Here is a 17669-nt window from a genome sequence, read left to right as displayed (position 1 = left end):
CTTTTGTTTGTCCCGCCCCCCCCGCGGGGGGGGGGGGGGGGGGGCGGGGGGGGGCGGGGGGGGGGGGGGCGGGCCCCCCCCCCCCCCCCCCCCCCCCCCCCCACACCGGCCATGTCGCTTTCAACGCGCCTTGCGCAACGCCACCAGCCTCAGCCGCGGAACGCCGCGATCAGCGTATTCGTCAGGGTGTCAAGGTAATCGGGCCTGGTCGGCTCGCCGCCAACCAGCTGCCGCCAGAACAGCGGGGCGATGCAGAGGTCGAGGGCGAGCTCGAGATCGAGGTCCGCCGGCAGTTCGCCTCGATCGATCCCGCGTCGCAGCAACTGCCCGACCTTTACGCGACGGCTTTGCCCGACGGCCTGCAGCGCGTCGGCGACGGCGGGTGTGCGGATGCCCTCGGCCAGCAGGTCGGGGATGATCCGCGCGGCCAGCGGATGACTGAAACCGCCTGCGGTCACCTCGAGAAACGCCCGCAGATCACCGTGCAGCGAACCGGTATCGGGCACCTCTGCGGCCGCGACCGCGACCTGCTCGACGAGCGCGAGCACCATCTGCTCCTTGGTTGCCCACCGCCGATACAGCGTCGGCTTGCTGACGCCCGCGCGCCGGGCGATCCCCTCCATCGTCAGCTTGCCGTAGCCGACCTCGGCCAACTCGGTGAAGGCGGCACCGGTGATCGCGGCGGTCACCTGCGGCTGCCGCACCGCGGCACCGGCGGGAACGCGCTTGCGGTCGGGGAGTGCCTCTGTCATGCCCGCAGTCTACCAACGTCGATACGGTTGCGTTTCGTCGTCAGTCGTCGTACCGTTCTACTCGTACGACGAAACGCAACCGTATCGACGTTAAACGCGAGGTAGAGATGAAATTCCTGTTCGACGACGAGTCCTTCGACTTCGAGACGCTGCGCGCGGCGGGCTTCGCCTGCTACGGCGGCGCCGAGCTCGGCGAGGTGCTGACCACCGCGCGCCGGATCACCGACGGCGACGAGGCGGCATGGCTGCGCGAGTGGCGAGCCACCGCCGAGCGGGTGCACGCGATCGGCGACGACTGCCTGGCGAAGGGGCGCAAGGTCAGCGCCCGCGAGGCCCTGCTGCGCGCCTCGAACTACTACCGCACCGCCGAGTTCTATCGCCGCGACAACCCGGCCGAGGACGCCGAGGCCCGCGAGCTGTCTCGCCGGTCACGCGAAACATTCACGCAGGCAGCGCAATTGCTCGACACGCCGGTGCGGCCGGTGTCGATTCCCTTCCAGGACACCACCCTTCCCGGCTACCTGTATCTCGCCGACGACTCCGGTGCACCGCGCCCGACGGTGATCTTCAACAGCGGCTTCGACTCCACCCTGGAGGAATCCTGGTTCGCCCTGGCCGCCGCCGCGGTTGCGCGCGGCTATCAGGTGCTCGCCTTCGACGGCCCCGGCCAGGGCGCGGTGATCCGGGAGCAGGGACTGCCCTTCCGGCACGACTGGGAGGCCGTCATCACCCCGGTGGTCGACTACGCGCTGAGCCTGCCGGAGGTGGATCCGGCGCGAATCGCGTTGTACGGCTACAGTCTCGGCGGCTACCTGGTCGCCCGCGCCGCTGCCTTCGAGCACCGGCTGGCCGCGCTGGTGCTCAATGACGGACTCTTCGACTACCACGCCACCAACGTCAAGGCGATGCCCGAATTCCTCGCCGAGTGGGTCGAATCCGGACGCGATGCCGAGGCCCTTCCGGTCACCGCACTACTCATGGCGTACAGCACCACCGTTCGATGGGCACTGCGCAACGGCACCTGGACCTTCGGCGCCGCCTCGCCCGCCGATTATGTCCGCAAGACCGAGCCGTACACCTTGGCCGGGATCGCCGACCAGATCGTCTGCCCCACACTGGTTCTCGATGCCGAGAACGATCTGTTCTTCCGAGGTGAGGCGCAGCGTGTCTACGACGCGCTCACCTGCCCGAAGGAGCTGATCGTCGGCACCGAAGCCGAGGGGGCGGGCGAACACTGCCACATGGGCGCGGCGCTGCTGACCAACCAGCGGGTATTCGATTGGCTCGATGCCATTTTCGAAGCGCTGCCGGTTGCGTGACTTCGGTGCCGGCGGGATCTGATGGGCCGGAAACCCCTCCAGCGCATCAGATCCCGGCGACGTCAGCGAGTTGCCCGATGCCGTAGGTGACCGCCATGGCCAGCGCTCCGCCGATCACCACGCGCAGCACCGCCCGGCCGCGCTCGCTGCCGCCGAGGCGGGCGCTCACCGAACCGGTGACCGCCAACGCGACAAGCACCGCGGCGAAGGTGATCGGAATTCGCACCGAAACCGGCGGCAGCAGGATGGCGAGCAGCGGCAGCAGCGCGCCGAGTGTGAACGACACCGCCGAGGAGAACGCCGCCTGCCACGGATTGGTCAGTTCGTTGGGGTTGAGCCCCAACTCCGCCTCGGCGTGCGCGGTGAACGCGTCATGTGCGGTGAGCTCCTCCGCGACCTTGCGTGCCGTGGCCGCGGACAGCCCCTTCGCCTCGTAGATGCCCGCCAGCTCGGCCAGCTCGAATTCCGGTTCGTCGAGCAGTTCGCGCTGTTCCTTCGCCAGCAGCGCCCGCTCGGAATCGCGCTGAGTGCTCACCGACACGTACTCGCCGACCGCCATCGAGATCGCGCCCGCCGACAGCCCCGCGATGCCCGCGGTGAAGATGGCACCGGTGCTGGTCGTCGCGGCCGCGACGCCGACGACAAGCCCGGCCGTGGACACGATGCCGTCGTTCGCGCCGAGTACTCCCGCGCGCAACCAGTTCAGCTTGGACGCCAGCCCCTCGCTGTGGGGCTCGTGCGGGTGGGCACCTGCGGGTTGCCCGGTTGTTTCGTCCATGAGGCGAAAGACTAAGCGACGTTCGGCCCGCGGTCCGTCAGCCCGCTCAACAACCCGGTGACAGGAACGCTCGCAGGTAGCCCGCCGACTGCCTGAGGTACATCCACGCCCAGAAGCGCAGGCCCGAATCGCTCGGGCTCGCCACCATGGTCAGTTCGCCGTCGAAGCATTTCGACACGATGTAGCGCGCCCGCGACACGTGCGGGGTGTAGGTCACCACGATGATGTGCCGCCAGCCGTGCTGCTCGGCCTGCCGCCGGATTTCGTGCGCTTCACCCTCGGTGGTCCACGGATCGGGCACGAAACAGCTGACGGTGAAGTCGAATCGGCCCGCACAGTACTTGTCCATCTCGTGGTCGTCGAGTCCGGTGGACCGTGAAATCAGCAGCGTAGGAGCATATCCCTGCTGGGCCAGCTCGAGCCCGATGTCGAAGCGTTCGTAGGCGGTGCCGCCGAGTACCACGATGGCATCGGCCTTGCGCAACGGATCGGTCTGCGGATAGACGTACACCGGCAGACCCGCGAGCCCGATCAGCACGACCAGCGCGAGCAGGGCTCCGAAGAAGATGCCAGCTCGTCGCAGCCCGATCACCAGCCCGACGATACCGAAATCCGGCCGGCGGCTGATGTCACGCAGTCGGGAAGGCGTACAGCCGCCGCGGCCACGGGTGCCGATTTCGGCCAAGGGGAATACTGGGCGCCAATCGGCGCATTCCATTCCATGGAATGGATATTTTCGACGTAAATTGCTCAGCAGTCGGCCTCCGCTAGTTCAGAGGCATGACGCAGAATGGAGTATTTGGTGGCGGAAGCGCGCTTGGTCGAGCTGTTCGACCAGCTGGTGCGGGTGGAGATCCTGCTGTGGAACGCCGTTGAGCGGCGGCTGCGCGACGACCATTCGATGCCGCTGCCGTGGTTCGAGATGATGCGGGTCGCCGAAAGGCTCGGCGGGGCGCGGGTGCGGGATATCGCCGACGCGATGACCATCACCGAGGGCGGTGCCAGCAAGGTCGTCGATCGGGTGCAGGCCGCGGGTTACGCGGAACGGCAGCGCGATCCCGCCGACGGGCGTTCATCGCGAATCACGTTGACGCCCAGTGGTGCGCACAAGCTGCGTGCCGCCACGGCAGCCGTCGAAACCGAACTCGTCGAGCGGATCGGCGCGGTGCTCGGCACCGATTCCGTGGACCGGCTCGACGCCACCCTGCGGCTGCTCCGCACCGCCAACCTGTCCGCCGCGCCGACGGCGGAGCTCGCGAAGGAGTAATGGAATGTCTGCGATTCCCAGCACTATGCGGGCCGTCGTGCTGGATGGCCCTGGCCCGCTGGAGGCTCTGCGGATACGGGAGCTACCGGTGCCCGTGCCCCGGCCGGGTGAGGTGCTTATCCGGGTAAAGGCGTTCGGCCTCAACAGGTCCGAACTACACACCAGGCTCGGGCTTGCGGAAGGCGTCATCTTTCCCAGGGTGCCCGGTATCGAGGCGACCGGCATCGTAGCGGCCTGTCCCACCGGCGAATTCGAGGTCGGTCAGCAGGTCGTCGCGATGATGGGCGGCATGGGCCGCACTTTCGACGGCGGATACGCGGAGTACACCTGCGTCCCTGCGGCCCAGGTCATTTCGTTCACCAGCACTCTGGACTGGCCCACCCTGGGCGCCGTTCCCGAGATGCTGCAAACCGCCTACGGTTCGCTGACCGTCGGGCTCGATGGCCAACCGGGTCAATCGATCCTGATCCGCGGCGGCACCTCCTCGGTCGGCGCGGCCACCGCGATTCTCGCCAAACAGCGCGACATGATCGTCTTCGCGACAACGCGCAATCCGGCGAAGGTCGACGCGCTGAAGCAACTCGGCGTCGATCATGTGCTGATCGACACGGGTTCGGTCGCCGACCAGGTCCGTCGCATCAGCCCCGGCGGCGTCGACACCGCCCTCGAACTCGTCGGCACCCCGACCCTGCCGGATACCCTGCGCGCCACCAGAATCCACGGCGTCGTCTGCTTCACCGGCATGCTGTCCAATGAGTGGCTCGTCGAAAACTTCTATCCCATCGGCTATCTCCCGCAGGGTGTCCGCCTCACCGCCTACGGCGGCGACGCGAGTGACCTGCCCGCCGACGTCCTGCAGGAGTTCCTCGACGCGGCCGCGGCCGGGCGGATCGTCATACCCGTCGATCGCGTTTTCACCCTCGACCAGATTCAGGAAGCCCACGGCTACCTGGAGTCCGGTGCCGCCACCGGCAAGCTCGTCGTCGCGCTCTGAGCATCGGTGTCCCAGCTGATTCGATAGTCGTACATCCAACTCAGCGGGGCGACACCGGTTTTGGCGGCCTTCTTCAGGAAGTATGGGGTGAGCAGGCGGACAAGCAGTCTGCCGAACCCGTTGGACGCCTTATCGCCGCTGGTCTCCGCCCCCTGCGCGACGACACGTTCGACGCGGTCGCGGCGGCGGGCCTCGTATTCCGTCAGCGCGGCGGCGGTGTCGGGGATGTCGCGCAGGCAGATCGCCAGTGTCACCGCGTCTTCCACCGCGATTGAGACACCCTGGCCGGACGAGGAGGCCACGGCGTGCGCGGCGTCGCCGACGATGACCATGGTGTCGTTGTGCCAAGTTCGTACCGAGGGCATGTCGTACTGGTTGAAGCCGGGGACGAAGGTGTGATCCGGTGTCGCGCCGACAATGCGGGCGGCCGGGGTGTTGTCGGCCAGTAGCAGCTCGACGAGTTGGTCCCGCCACTGCGTCACCGTGGTGCTCACGGATTCCTCGCGCGAAAGTTCGTTCGCCCGAGGCACATTCGCGAACCACCAGATCTCGCCGTCCGGCGCGACCAGGTAGCCGAAGAACGCCTTCTTGCCGAAGATCATGCTGTAGACGCCGGGCCGGAGGCCGAGCTCGGCGTACAGGGCTCGGTTCGTGACGAATCCGCCGAGCCCGTAGATGCCGAGGTAGTGCGCCGCCGGCGCCGTCGGATCAATGATTTCCCTTGTCCGGGAGCGGATTCCGTCGGCACCGATCAACACGTCGGCCTCGATCGTGCTGCCGTCGGCGAACCGGGCGCTGACCCCGCCGTCGGCTGTTGGCGTCGCGTCGACCAGTCGCTTGCCGTATTCGTAGCGCACGCCGCGTCGTGCGGCTTCGGCATTGAGTGCGCGGTACAGGTCGCGCCGCTTGACGCTGTGCGTGGTGGTGCCGTCCGGCAGGGTTCCGCCGATCGGCATGTCCACGATGTGCTTGCCCCCGCTGGTCGAGAAGGACAGCGTGCCGGTCGGATGTCCGGTCTCCGTCACGACGCGCTCGGCATCCAGCAGTGACAGCGCCGACAGCCCGTTCACCGCGACCGTCAGGTACGCGCCGATCTGCTCGGCCGCCGCCTCCTGGTAGGCCTCGCAGACGATCGGTTCGAGCCCCGCCTGCTGCAGTGCCATCGCCGTGACCGGCCCGGCGATCCCGCCGCCGATGATCAACGCCTTCTTCATGGTGTGCCTCCGAAACTTCGCTTCGCTCTCATGTATCTTGATTATCAAGACATAAGTAATTTGACCGTCAAGAGGCTTGAATGTCAAGGGAAACCGTGGAAGGCCTGCGTGCGCAGGTAGGACACGAATCGCAGTCGTTGCAGGCTGCGGTCGACTCGGTCGACTCGGCCGCCGCCGCCGTCCTCGGCGTCAACCGGACCGACCTGCGCTGCCTGGAGATTCTCTTGGCGGGTGACGCCACGCCGAGCGTGCTCGCGACCGCGCTCGGCCTGACCAGCGGCAGCGTGACCACCATGCTGGATCGCCTGGCCAAGCTCGACTACGTCGTCCGTCATCCGGAGCCGGGGGACCGGCGCAAGGTTCTGGTCCGGATCACGCCCGAGGCCGCCGCGAAGGCATGGGAGATCTACGGCCCCATCGCCGAGGAGGGCGCGTCCGACGTGGGTCGCTATACCGCCGACGAGCTGCGCACCGTACTGGACTTCTTGCGCAGCTCCCGCGAACTGCAAGAACGCCACCAGAGTCGAATCAGCGCTCTGCCCAAGGGGATTCGGCGCTGACGAACCGTCAGCGCCGTCGCACCGATGCCGATATCATCGGGTCCGCGCAACGCCTCGCGCACCCCGCGCGCGCGAGTCGGCGCGGACCCGACCGACCGCGCGGTCCCAGTTCCGGCGGTCGCGAGTCCGCACGACCCATCTCCTGCGCACCACTGGCGATGGTGGTCGCATCGACAAAGCAGGATGCCAGCCGCCGCTCAGTGGCCGATAAATATCGAATAAACGTTCGTTATTCGACGCCGTCGAGGCGGTCCGCGCCGGGGCCGAACAGCCGGTCGATGGTCGGCGGCGAAAGCCCGGCGCGACTGAAGATCTCGGCAGACTCCCGGAACTCCTGCTCGGCGCGCGCCTGCCGACCCCGCGCCGCTAGCGCGGCGGCATGCAACGCCATCGCCCGCGCCCGATCGATCGGGTCGGCGGCCGTGGTCAGCAGGTGCAGCGCGCCCGCGGCGTTCGCCTCGGCGTCGGCCACATTGCCTGCCTGCAAATGGATCTGCGCCAGCCGGGTGCGCGCCCAGCCCTCCCACAGGCGCACCCCATTGCGTTGCGCCGCGCGCACCGCCTCGGCGCCGAGTTCGATCGCGCGCTGGTGCTCGCCGCGCATCGACAACGTGGCCGCCAGTTCGTGCGTGGCCCAGCCGAGCGCCACCGGATTGGACGACTCGCGCGCGAGCGTGATGGCCCGCTGCGCCATCGCCACTGCCTCGTCGTATTGCCCTGCCTCGCAGTAGGTTCGGGTCACCAGCGCCAGGCACCAGGCTTCCATCGATCGGTCACCGAGGGTGCGGGTGAGCTCCGTGGCGTGCTCGAAATGCTGGTGCGAGGCGTCCGCGTCACCCATCCGCCGGGCCGCTACGCCGAGCAGCACGGACGCGAGCACCGAGAGCCTGCGGTCGACATCGTCGGCCGGCGGACCGGAAACCGCGCGCAGGTGCGGCAGACTCGCCTCGACCTCGCCGAGCCCGACCTGCAGCAGCGCGCCGAGGGCGGCCCTGATCCGCCGTTCGGCGGCCAGGTTGTCCTCGGCAATGGCGGTGTCCAGCAACGATTCCAGCGCGCGGGACAGCTCGCGCGCACCCGTGCCCGCGTCCATCAATTCGGCCATCACCCAAGCCAGGTCGGCCGCCACGTCGAGCGCGCGGCCGCCGACCCGTGCCGCCTGCTGATGCAACGCGATGACGACCGGGCGTTCGATGTCGTTCCAGGCCTGGCCATCCGAGCCGCTGTCGAATGCCCGGCCGGGAACCGTGGTCGCGACGAGCAGCCGGGTCGTGTTGCTGTAGTCGATCGCGCTGAGCAGGTTTTTCGCGCTGGCCAGGTGGTAGTCGAGAACGCGGACCAGCACGGCGGATTCGTCCTCGTCGGCCACCCCGCGCGCGAAAAGCCGCAGCAGATCGTGGAATCGGTAGCGACCGGGCGCGGTGGTCTCCAACAGGCTGAGGTCGACCAGTGATTCGCACACCTCCTCCGCGTCGAGCGGGGAGCTGCCGAGAACCGCCGCGATGCCGTCGACGGACAGATCGGGCACCTCCGCGAGGGCCAGCGTGCGAAATGCCTTGGCCTGTGCGTCGGACAGCTGGCCGTAGCCGAGCCGGAACACCGCCTCGACCGCGAGCTCGCCGGTCTTCAGCACGTTCAGCCTGCTCTTCTCGTCGGCGAGCCGGTCGGCGAACGAGGCGATCGTCCACTGCGGCCGTACCGCGAGCCGGGCGCCGACAATGCGCACCGCCAGCGGCAGCAAGCCACAGTGCGCGACTACCGCGCGTGCCGACTCCGACTCTGCGGCAACGCGTTCCGCGCCGAGGATGCGGACGAGCAGCGCCATCGCCTCCGCCGTCTCCAGCACGTCGAGCCGGGTGCGGGTCACCGCGGGCAGCTCGGTCAGCGCGGACCGGCTGGTGATCAGCACCGCCGACCCGGCGAGCAGCGGGGCCACCTGCGCGTAGTCCCGGGCATTGTCCAGCACCATCAGTATTCGCTTGCCGGACAATCGGGTTCGCAGTTCCGCGGCGCGCTCGTCGACGGTGGACGGTATGTCTGCTTCGGCGATGCCGAGCGCGCGAAGGAAGCCGCCGAGCGCGGCGCCAGGGGGAGTGGGTACCGGGTCGACGCCGTGCAGGTTCGCGTATAACTGCCCGTCCGGGAACCGATCTCGCACGCGGTGCGCGACGTGCAGGGCGAGGGTTGTCTTGCCGACCCCGCCCATGCCGCCGACGGCGGAGATCGCCACCGCACTGCCCGCGTCGGTCAGCTGCGCGGCCAACTCGTCGACCAGTCGTTCGCGGCCGGTGAAATCGGCTATGTCGGGCGGCAATTGGGCGGGCACCGGTTCGGCTCCTGCTTCAACCGGCACGCGTGGCTCGGCGATCGCGGGCATCGCGCCGCGCAGGATCCGCTCGTGCAGCACGGTCAGCTCCGGGCCCGGCTCGACGCCGACGCCGTCCACCAGTGCCCGGCGCGCCTGCGCGTAGGCGTCGAGCGCGTCGGATTGGCGGCCGCAGTGGTACAGCGCGATCATCAGCAGCGCCCGAAACCGTTCGCGCAGTGGATATTCCTCGATCAACGCGGCGAGCTCGGCGACGGCGTCGGAGCTGCGGCCGGTCTCGATGTCGAGGGCGAGTCGATCCTCCAGGATGGCCAGCCGCCACTGCTCCAGCCGCGCACGTTGCCGCTCCGCGAACGGGCCGGGTAGTCCGCTCAGCGCGGTGCCCCGCCACATGCCGAGCGCGGCAACCAGATTCGCGCGCGCCGCGGCGGGATGACTGTCGCGGACCTGTGCGGCCGCCGCGACGAGCCGCTCCACCTCCGCCACATCGGTCGATCCCGGCGGTATCCGCAGCAGGTAGCCGTCCCCGATGGATACCAGCACCGTCGCCGGTGCGCGCGCCGCCCGATCGGGCTCCAACGTCCGGCGCAACTGCGCGACGTGGGTGCGCAGCGCGGCGGTCGCGCGCGGCACCGGTCGCGCTCCCCAGAGCCCCTCGACCAGTTCGGCCGCCGTCACCGCGCTACCGGCACGCAAAAGCAGGGCCGCGAGCACGGCCCGACGCTGGGGCGGCCCGAGCGGCAGCGGTTGTTCCCCGCGCCACGCCCTGACCTCGCCTAACACCACGAACTGCACCTAGTACCTCCCGAACGCTGGGAGTGTACGTGGCGCCGTGTCGCCGCCGCGCGATCGGCGAGTCGACCTCGGCGTGGCCGCGCCGGCAAGCCGACGGCCCAGCGCCGCGAGTGGACACTGGACCGCCGGCTTTCCGCGCCGAAGGCAATCAGCTGGTCGATCGGTTGCTTCGGAAGGTGAGCGCCACGAGGAAGGTCAGTACGGCGATGCCGGTGGCCGCGGCGAAGGCCGTCGTGATGCCGCTGACCAACACCTGCGGTGCCGATCCGGTGGCACCGCGCGCCGCCGTGCCGAACACCGTGACCAAGATGGCCAGGCCCAACGAGGAGCCGGTCTGCTGCAGCGTCTGCAGCGCACCGCCCGCCGCACCGGCGTCGCTCGGCGGCACGGACGACATGATGATCACGTTCAGCGGCGAAAACGCCAGTCCGATACCGAGTCCCATCAGCAGCATCGCCACGAACAGCAGCGGGAAATAGCCGCTGTCGGTACTCAGCTGGGTCAGCAACGCCAACCCGGAGCCCATCAACACCGTGCCGATCATGGTCACCGGCTTTGGCCCGAACCTCGGCAGCAACCGGGGGATCAGCCGGATCATCGTGAACATCAGCACCGCGGTCGGCAAGAACGCGAAACCCGTTGCCAGCGCGCTCAATCCGCGCACTTCCTGAAGATACTGGGTCAGGAAGAAGAACATCGACATGCCCGCCATCGGCCCGAGGAACATGTTCGCGTACGCGGCGGCACGGTTGCGGTCGATGAACAATCGCAGCGGCAGCAGCGGCTCCGCCGTTCGCAGTTCGATGGTCAGGAACGCGGCGAGCAGGATGACGCCCGCCGCCAGCGAGATCTCGGTGATCTCGTTGCTCCATCCCTTCGACGCGGCGCTGATGAAGCCGTAGACCAGCGCCGCGACACCACTGGTCGCGGTGACCGCGCCGGGCAGGTCGAGGTGGGCCGGCTTGCGCACCGCGTCAGGCAGATACCGCAGCGCGAGGACCACGACCACCAGCCCGAAGGGCACATTGATGAACAGCACCGAACGCCAGCTGAGCCATTCGGTCAGCAGTCCGCCGAGGATCAGGCCGATAGCGAAGCCCGCACTGGACATGCCGGAGAACAGCGCGAGCACCCGGATGCGTGCCTTCGGTTCGGTGAACGTGGTGGTCAGCAGCGCGAGCGTGCTCGGGCCAGCCATAGCGGCGCCGATGCCCTGCACCACCCGGGCAACGAGCAGCCAGGTCGCCGACGGTGCCAGGCCGCCTGCCAGCGAGGCCAGGGTGAACAGGGTGGTGCCCGCGATGAACAGGTTGCGCCTGCCGAACAGGTCGCCGGCGCGGCCGCCGAGCAGCAGCAGACCGCCGAAGACCAGGGTGTAGGCGTTCATCACCCAGGACAGGCCGGTGGCGCTGAACTCCAGGTCGGTGCGGATGCGTGGCAGTGCCACGTTCATCACGGTGATGTCGAGGATGATCATCAATTGGCAGGTCAGCAGGGTGACCAGCACTAGGCCGGAGCGGAACGGCCGGCTTCCGATGGCGGACGTGGGGGTGCCCGCGGAGATTGTGGTCGTGGACAAGAAGCGCTCCATCGAATCGTGAGCTAAACGGAGAGAGTCTCCGTTTCCGATAGAGCTATCATATGGAGAGGTTCTCCGTTTACGCAAGACTAACCGGAGATTTCATCCGTTTCCACTGGAGGGCTCGTGGACGTACCGTCGACGGCGCGGCCGATGCGGGCCGACGCGCGACGCAACTACGCGCGGATCGTCGAGTGCGCGCGCGAGGCGTTCGCCGAAGAGGGCCCGGAGGCGCCCCTGGATGACATCGCGCGCCGCGCCGCTGTCGGACCGGGAACGCTCTACCGGCACTTCCCGAATCGCGAGGCGCTCATGGAGGCGGTATATCGCGACAGCATCGAACGGCTCAGTCTGCGCGCCTACGAACTACTCGAAACCCACTCGCCCGCAGACGCATTCGAGCAATGGATGCGCGAGCAGGTGGCGTTCGTCATGGAAAAGCGCAGTCTCGCGGCCACCTTGAAGGCGTTGATCGACCACGACTCCGAAACCTTCACCCTGTGCCGGACGGTGATCAACGACGCGTCCACCGCGCTGGTGAAAGCCGCCCAGGACGCGGGCGTGATCCGCACCGATGTCGAGGCGCGCGACGTGCTGCGGTTGGGGCACGGCATCGGCGCCGCCTGTGAGAAGGCGCCGGAGGCGGCCGAGCGGCTGCTCGGTGTCACCCTCGACGGGTTGCGCGTTACCCGATAGTCGTCATCCTCGATTGGTCGCACCCTCGCGGCGTACCGCGGTCGGCGTTGTGCCCCACCATCTTCGGCAGCATCGGGTGAAGGTGGACTGCTCGGACAGCCCGAGCACGGAGGCCACCTGGCTCATCGGCATGTCGGTTGTCGTGAGGTAGCGGTGGGCTTCGTCGCGGCGGACGTCGTCGAGGATGCCGGCGAACGTCGTGTCCTCGGCGGCCAACCGGCGTTGCAGAGTGCGCGGATGGACGGTCAACAGCCTTGCGACGGCACCGATTTCGGGCGCGATGGTGCCGAGTAGTTGTTGCACGGTGGCGCGGACCTTGGGCACCACCGAGGCGTCGATGCCGCCCGCCTGCTCGGCCAGGAACGCCATCGCCAGCCGGTGCAGGTTCTCGTCACCGCCGCTCAGCGATAGTGACGGCAGATTTCGCGGTACCCGTAGCGCCGCGTACGGCCGGTTCGTCCGTACCGGCGCGCCGAAGAATTCCTCGTAGCGGTCGATCGGTGCCGTTGGGCGATAAGGCAATTCGACCGAGAGTAGATGGTAGCGATCGCCCGCCAGGCGCTGAATTGTGTGATGCACGAACGCGAGTCCGAGATCTGTTGCCTGGATGGGGGACAGCATGCCGGGCTGGACGCCGTAGTGCAGCGCGATCACGCCGCGATCGCCGTACGGGTCCGGCTCCGGGGTCAGGGTGAGCGCGCGGGCATGCAGGAACAGGTAGCGCGCCGAGCATTCCAGGACATGGGTCAGCGACGGCGAATTGCGGATGGCCAAGGCCAGCGGGCCGAGCATGTCGAGGTCTTGGCGGCGGGAGATGAGCAGGCCGAGGTCGGGGCGGTCCAGCCGCGTCGCGGCTAGCTCCAGCACCGCGGCCAGTGCTTGATCGGGGACAAGTAGGTCGTCGGTGTCGAGCGCGGCGATCGGCAGGCCGCAGGCGGCGGCGAACTGTTCGGCATCGCCGCCGAGTTCGGCGACCGTCGCGCGGAAGCCGCGCAGTCCAGCCGATCGGATCACCGTCATGTCGTTCAGAGTTAAATACTTGTCGCACAAAGTCAAGAATGCGGGTCTATCCGGTCTCACACTGGAACCATGAACGAGACCGCCGTAGCCCTCGAACACCTCGACGTCGTGATAGTCGGCGCCGGACTGTCCGGCATCGGCGCCGCCTATCGGCTGCAGACCGAGTGCCCCGGCAAGACCTACGCCGTCCTCGAGGCCCGCGCCGCGATGGGGGGCACCTGGGATTTGTTCCGCTATCCCGGCATCCGCTCGGACTCGGACATGTTCACCCTCGGTTACCCGTTCAAACCGTGGCGCGAGGCCAAATCGATCGCCGACGGACCGTCGATCCGGCGCTACATCAACGACACCGCCGCCGAATTCGGCATCGACCGGCACATCCGCTACCAGACCAAGGTCGTCGCCGCCGACTGGTCCAGCGAAACCGCCCGCTGGACACTGACTCTCGAAGAGCGTGACGACACGGGCGGCATCTCATGGCGCTCGCTGACCTGTGGCTTCCTGTACGCGTGCGCGGGCTACTACAACTACGACCACGGGTACACGCCCGAATTCCCCGGACTCGCTTCGTTTTCCGGGCGGGTGGTGCACCCGCAGTTCTGGCCGGAAGACCTCGACTACACCGGCAAGCGCGTCGTCGTAGTCGGCAGTGGCGCCACCGCGGTGACTCTCGTGCCGTCGATGGCCGAGCAGGCCGAGTTGGTGACCATGTTGCAGCGCAGCCCCACCTGGATCAGCGCCGTCCCCGGCCGCGACAAGTACGCCGACAAGATCCGTGAGTTGCTGCCGCCGAATCTGGCACACCGGGTGATCCGCACCAAAAACATCCTGTTCACCATCGGCTTCTACCAATACTGCCGTCGCCGCCCCGCTGCCGCGCGCAAACTGCTCACCGGCCTCACCACTCGAATCCTCAAGGACGAGAAGGCGGTAGCCGAACACTTCACGCCCACCTACAACCCGTGGGACCAGCGCCTGTGCGCCGTGCCCGACGCCGACTTCTTCAAGGCGATGAAGAAGGGCAAGGCCGAGGTCGTCACCGACCACATCGATAGCTTTGTGCCGGAAGGCATTCGGCTGAGGTCCGGCCGAATCCTGCAAGCCGACCTCGTCGTCACCGCCACCGGCCTGCAGATGCTGCCGTTCGGCGGCATCGTCCCGCGCGTCGACGGCGCACCGGTCACCCTGTCCGACCAGTTCATCTGGCAGGGCGCCATGCTCACCGGCCTGCCCAACTTCGCCGTCTGCGTCGGCTACACCAACGCCTCCTGGACCTTGCGCGCCGACCTCAGCTCCCGCCTGGTCTGCAAGATCCTCAACCACATGGACCGTCGCGGCTACGCCGCCGTCGTCCCCGAGCCCGACGGCAAACTCAACGAACAACCCCTCCTCGACCTCGACGCGGGTTACATCCAGCGCTCGATCGCCGACTTCCCGCACCAGGGCGACCGCCACCCCTGGAAGGTTCGCCAGAACTACCTCCTCGATTCGGCGACCACCTTGCGCACCGACCTGAACAAAACCCTCGCCGCCACCCCGAAATCGGCAGTGCGAGAACCCGATCTGTCGACGGTGCGCTGACCGAACCCGTCGGCCGGGACATCATCGGGGCCCGCACTCTGTCGCCGCGGTCATGTCCCGTTCGACGGGCCGGAGGCTGGTCGGATAGTGCAGGGTTCGACGATCTTGTCGATAGGCTCGGGTAACGGCGTCAACCCCTTTCGCACCCGAGGAGCACCGCATGTCCGACTGGAACTCGCAGATCATCGAAGAATTCCGCAGCAACGCGGGCAAGGTAGGCGGCCCCTTCGACGGCGCTGACCTACTCCTGCTCACCACCACCGGCGCGAAATCCGGCCTCTCCCGAACGACCCCCGTCGCCTACCTCCGCGACGGCGCCAACCTGGTCATCATCGCCTCCAAAGCAGGCGCCCCCACCAGCCCCGACTGGTACCACAACCTCCGCGCCAACCCCGAAGTCACCGTCGAGGTAGGCACCGAAACCCACAAAGCCACCGCCACCCCCATCACCGAAGGCCCAGAACGCGACCGCCTCTACGCCGCCATGGTCGAGGTAATGCCCGGCTTCGCCGAATACGAACAAAAAACCGACCGAGTAATCCCCGTCGTCACCCTCACCCTCACAGACTGACGGCTCGGCCGCGTCGGTAGGGGACGTCTGCAACGAGCGGCGTTAGGGTCGGATGTATGCGATACGCGATCTCTATTCCGCAGCATGCCCCCGACGGCACCTTTCGGCCCGAGGAACTTCGGGAGTATCTGGGGCGGGCGGAGGGGCTCGGGTTCGAGGGGGCGTGGATGACGGAGCAGGTGTTGGGGTCGGCGCCTGCTTTGAGTCCGTTGGAGACGTTGGCGTTCGCGGCGGCCAGTAATGAGCGGTTGCGGTTGGGGTGTGCGGTGTTTGTGACGCCGTTGCACAATCCGGTACATCTGGCGAAGCGGATCTCGACGTTGGATCAGTTGAGTCGAGGGCGGCTGGAGGTCGGGGTGGGGATCGGCGGTCGGGGACGGATGTTTACGGCTTTCGATGTCGATCCCGCGGACAATCTGGTGCGCCGGTTCAACGAGGGACTGCGGGTGATGAAGGCGCTGTGGACTCAGCCGCAGGTCGATATCGATGGGGAGTTCTGGCAGTTGGCGGGGGCCACGATGGAGCCGAAGCCATTCCAGAAGCCTTATCCGCCTTTGTGGTTCGGTGGCAGTAAGCCTGCCGCGCTGCGCCGGGCGGTTCGGCACGGGGACGGTTTCTTCGGAGCCGGTTCCACGACGACGGCGAAATTCGCCGAGCAGGTTCCGGTTGTCCGCGCGGCGCTCGCCGAGACCGGTAGGGACACCACGGATTTCCCCATCGCGAAGCGCGTGTACATCGCGGTGGACGACGACGTCGACCGCGCACAGCAACAGATGACCGAGGCCCTGATCTCCCAATACGGTGACTTCGGCAAGACTTTGCTGCCGGTCGCAGTCTGCGGCCCGCCGGAAACCTGCGTTCGGGAGCTGCGCGCGGTAGCGACGGCCGGAGCCGAAATGATCCTGATCAACCCACTTTTCGACTCGGCCGCACAGATGGAACGCATCGCCGCCGAAGTCCTGCCGCACGTCGGCTGATCTCAGCTAGGACGAGGCGCCCCACACTCGCAGCGGGCCAACGGGTGTGAACCCATGGTGGATGGCGGCGATCAAGTCCTCGTCGTGCTCGTAGCCGACGATGCTTCGGCCTGGCCACATTTGGTAGATCGTGCTCGAGCAATCAGCCCAAGCCTCGGCTGCCTCGATCGCTGGGTGGAACAGGTTGGATATGCCCACCACGTTCCCACTCCGATGGGCGACCGCACCGGCGGTGAGCCGGCCGCCATCCCAGCGGCCGAGCACCGTTACCGCGAGCGCGGCCACATGTACCCACTTGGTCGAGTCGATCTGCGCGGTCACGGTAGACAGGGTGACAGATCCGTGCGATCTCGGTGTGCCCCTTGAAATCTCTCTATCCGCGCGGTCGAAGATCAGGCAGGATCCGACTTGTACCGAATCGGCCTGGGGGTATGCGGGCCGGTCACCGTCTGGCTAGGGGGATTACTCATGGATTGGGTCAAGGTGTTCTTCGAGACCGCGCCGATGCGGTGGGGTCCGCAAACGGTGCAAGAGTCGGACCGGCAGCGCGCGGCGTCTATTGCGCGGCTGGCGGGCGGCGGGGTCGAACGAGTCCTCGAATTGGGGGCGGGCAGCGGGACAACCGCGGTCGTGGCGGCCGATCTCGGCTACTCCGTGGTCGCGGTCGAGCTCAGTTCGGTGCGAGCGCGGCAGGCGCGGGAGCGCGCGGCCGAGGTGGACGGGCGCGACCTGCGGATCGTCGAAGGTGACTTCTACCAGGTCGAGCTCGATGGGCAATTCGACTGTGTGGTCTATTGGAACGGCTTCGGTATCGGCAGTGATGCCGAACAGCGCACGCTGTTGCGCCGAGTGAGCGGCGAATGGCTGCGCCCCGGCGGCGCGATGATCGTCGATGTGTTCAGCCCGTGGAAATGGGCTCGTGTCGCAGGCGAACTCGACCGCGAGGAATACGTCGTCGACCTCGCGAACTTCAACGACTACGACCCGATAACCAGCCGGTTCAGCGACAGGTGGTGGCCGGTCGACAAGGAGTCCGAAGCGCTCGATCAGTTCGGGCGCTGCTACACGCCCGCCGATCTGCTGCTGTTGGTCGAAGGCACCGGCCTTGCCGTCGAGCGGATGGAACTCGACGGCGCCGAACTCCGGACGGACCAGCGGTATTCGACCGCCCATCCGCTGTGGGACGCGTGGGAATATCAGGCGGTGTTGCGCCGGGAAACCCCTTGACCGCGAAGCCGTG

At 67.7% G+C, this 17669-nt stretch carries 17 protein-coding genes; 9 read left to right on the top strand and 8 right to left on the bottom strand.

The window, feature by feature from the left end:
- Positions 1-149: 149 nt before the first annotated feature.
- Positions 150-752, bottom strand: a complete 603-nt coding sequence (locus ACIA8C_RS38265) for a TetR/AcrR family transcriptional regulator (protein ID WP_397143511.1) — start codon at positions 750-752, stop codon at positions 150-152.
- 107 nt (positions 753-859) lie between these two features.
- Here ACIA8C_RS38265 and ACIA8C_RS38260 point away from each other — a divergent pair, with 107 nt between their 5' ends.
- Complete coding sequence (locus tag ACIA8C_RS38260) at positions 860-2071, top strand: alpha/beta hydrolase family protein (RefSeq protein WP_397143509.1); 1212 nt, start codon at positions 860-862, stop codon at positions 2069-2071.
- Between the two features lie 46 nt (positions 2072-2117).
- On the opposite strand, the gene ACIA8C_RS38255 is transcribed toward ACIA8C_RS38260, so the two are convergent.
- Both ACIA8C_RS38255 and ACIA8C_RS38250 read right to left on the bottom strand, forming a co-directional pair.
- Entirely contained in the window at positions 2118-2849 is a 732-nt protein-coding gene (locus tag ACIA8C_RS38255; RefSeq protein WP_397143507.1) for a VIT family protein, read from the bottom strand.
- 46 nt (positions 2850-2895) lie between these two features.
- Positions 2896-3441: a YdcF family protein gene (locus ACIA8C_RS38250; protein WP_397143505.1), complete on the bottom strand. Its 546-nt coding sequence runs from the start codon at positions 3439-3441 to the stop codon at positions 2896-2898.
- Positions 3442-3651: 210 nt separating this feature from the next.
- Between ACIA8C_RS38250 and ACIA8C_RS38245 the strand changes: the two genes are divergently transcribed.
- Together ACIA8C_RS38245 and ACIA8C_RS38240 are read left to right on the top strand one after the other, a co-directional pair.
- Positions 3652-4116: a MarR family winged helix-turn-helix transcriptional regulator gene (locus tag ACIA8C_RS38245; RefSeq protein WP_397143503.1), complete on the top strand. Its 465-nt coding sequence runs from the start codon at positions 3652-3654 to the stop codon at positions 4114-4116.
- Between the two features lie 4 nt (positions 4117-4120).
- Entirely contained in the window at positions 4121-5110 is a 990-nt protein-coding gene (locus ACIA8C_RS38240) for a zinc-binding alcohol dehydrogenase family protein (protein WP_397143501.1), read from the top strand.
- Here the strand turns inward: ACIA8C_RS38240 and ACIA8C_RS38235 are convergent.
- Positions 5062-6324, bottom strand: a complete 1263-nt coding sequence (locus ACIA8C_RS38235; RefSeq protein ID WP_397143499.1) for an FAD-dependent oxidoreductase — start codon at positions 6322-6324, stop codon at positions 5062-5064. The genes ACIA8C_RS38240 and ACIA8C_RS38235 overlap by 49 nt on opposite strands.
- Positions 6325-6404: 80 nt before the next feature.
- Here ACIA8C_RS38235 and ACIA8C_RS38230 point away from each other — a divergent pair, with 80 nt between their 5' ends.
- Positions 6405-6884 carry a MarR family winged helix-turn-helix transcriptional regulator gene (locus ACIA8C_RS38230; protein WP_397143497.1) on the top strand — a complete coding sequence of 160 codons (480 nt, stop codon included), beginning with the start codon at positions 6405-6407 and terminating at the stop codon, positions 6882-6884.
- A gap of 229 nt (positions 6885-7113) precedes the next feature.
- On the opposite strand, the gene ACIA8C_RS38225 is transcribed toward ACIA8C_RS38230, so the two are convergent.
- Both ACIA8C_RS38225 and ACIA8C_RS38220 read right to left on the bottom strand, forming a co-directional pair.
- On the bottom strand, positions 7114-10005 hold the full coding sequence (locus ACIA8C_RS38225; protein WP_397143495.1) for an AfsR/SARP family transcriptional regulator: 2892 nt from the start codon (positions 10003-10005) through the stop codon (positions 7114-7116).
- Positions 10006-10153: 148 nt separating this feature from the next.
- Entirely contained in the window at positions 10154-11584 is a 1431-nt protein-coding gene (locus tag ACIA8C_RS38220) for an MFS transporter (protein ID WP_397143493.1), read from the bottom strand.
- A gap of 126 nt (positions 11585-11710) precedes the next feature.
- Between ACIA8C_RS38220 and ACIA8C_RS38215 the strand changes: the two genes are divergently transcribed.
- Complete coding sequence (locus tag ACIA8C_RS38215) at positions 11711-12280, top strand: TetR/AcrR family transcriptional regulator (protein WP_397143491.1); 570 nt, start codon at positions 11711-11713, stop codon at positions 12278-12280.
- Positions 12281-12283: 3 nt separating this feature from the next.
- Here the strand turns inward: ACIA8C_RS38215 and ACIA8C_RS38210 are convergent, their stop codons facing one another.
- Positions 12284-13300 (bottom strand): AraC family transcriptional regulator, encoded by a 1017-nt coding sequence (locus tag ACIA8C_RS38210; protein ID WP_397143489.1) that lies wholly within the window; start codon positions 13298-13300, stop codon positions 12284-12286.
- A gap of 69 nt (positions 13301-13369) precedes the next feature.
- Here ACIA8C_RS38210 and ACIA8C_RS38205 point away from each other — a divergent pair, with 69 nt between their 5' ends.
- The 3 genes from ACIA8C_RS38205 to ACIA8C_RS38195 all read left to right on the top strand — a co-directional run bounded on the left by ACIA8C_RS38205 (position 13370) and on the right by ACIA8C_RS38195 (position 16429).
- The gene (locus ACIA8C_RS38205; RefSeq protein ID WP_397143487.1) at positions 13370-14881 is read left to right on the top strand and encodes a flavin-containing monooxygenase; all 1512 of its coding nucleotides are present in this window, start codon (positions 13370-13372) and stop codon (positions 14879-14881) included.
- Positions 14882-15041: 160 nt separating this feature from the next.
- The gene (locus ACIA8C_RS38200) at positions 15042-15452 is read left to right on the top strand and encodes a nitroreductase family deazaflavin-dependent oxidoreductase (RefSeq protein ID WP_397143485.1); all 411 of its coding nucleotides are present in this window, start codon (positions 15042-15044) and stop codon (positions 15450-15452) included.
- A 56-nt stretch (positions 15453-15508) separates the two neighbouring features.
- Positions 15509-16429, top strand: coding sequence for an LLM class flavin-dependent oxidoreductase (locus ACIA8C_RS38195; RefSeq protein WP_397143483.1), 921 nt, complete (start codon positions 15509-15511; stop codon positions 16427-16429).
- Between the two features lie 6 nt (positions 16430-16435).
- On the opposite strand, the gene ACIA8C_RS38190 is transcribed toward ACIA8C_RS38195, so the two are convergent.
- Positions 16436-16750 (bottom strand): hypothetical protein, encoded by a 315-nt coding sequence (locus ACIA8C_RS38190; protein WP_397143481.1) that lies wholly within the window; start codon positions 16748-16750, stop codon positions 16436-16438.
- A gap of 147 nt (positions 16751-16897) precedes the next feature.
- On the opposite strand from ACIA8C_RS38190, the gene ACIA8C_RS38185 reads away from it, so the two are divergent.
- Positions 16898-17656 (top strand): class I SAM-dependent methyltransferase, encoded by a 759-nt coding sequence (locus ACIA8C_RS38185; protein WP_397143479.1) that lies wholly within the window; start codon positions 16898-16900, stop codon positions 17654-17656.
- The last annotated feature ends 13 nt before the right edge of the window (positions 17657-17669 follow it).

Origin of the sequence: Nocardia sp. NPDC051321, assembly GCF_044455225.1 — a bacterium.
GTDB lineage: Bacteria > Actinomycetota > Actinomycetes > Mycobacteriales > Mycobacteriaceae > Nocardia.
This window is presented reverse-complemented; position numbering and strand designations above follow the sequence as displayed.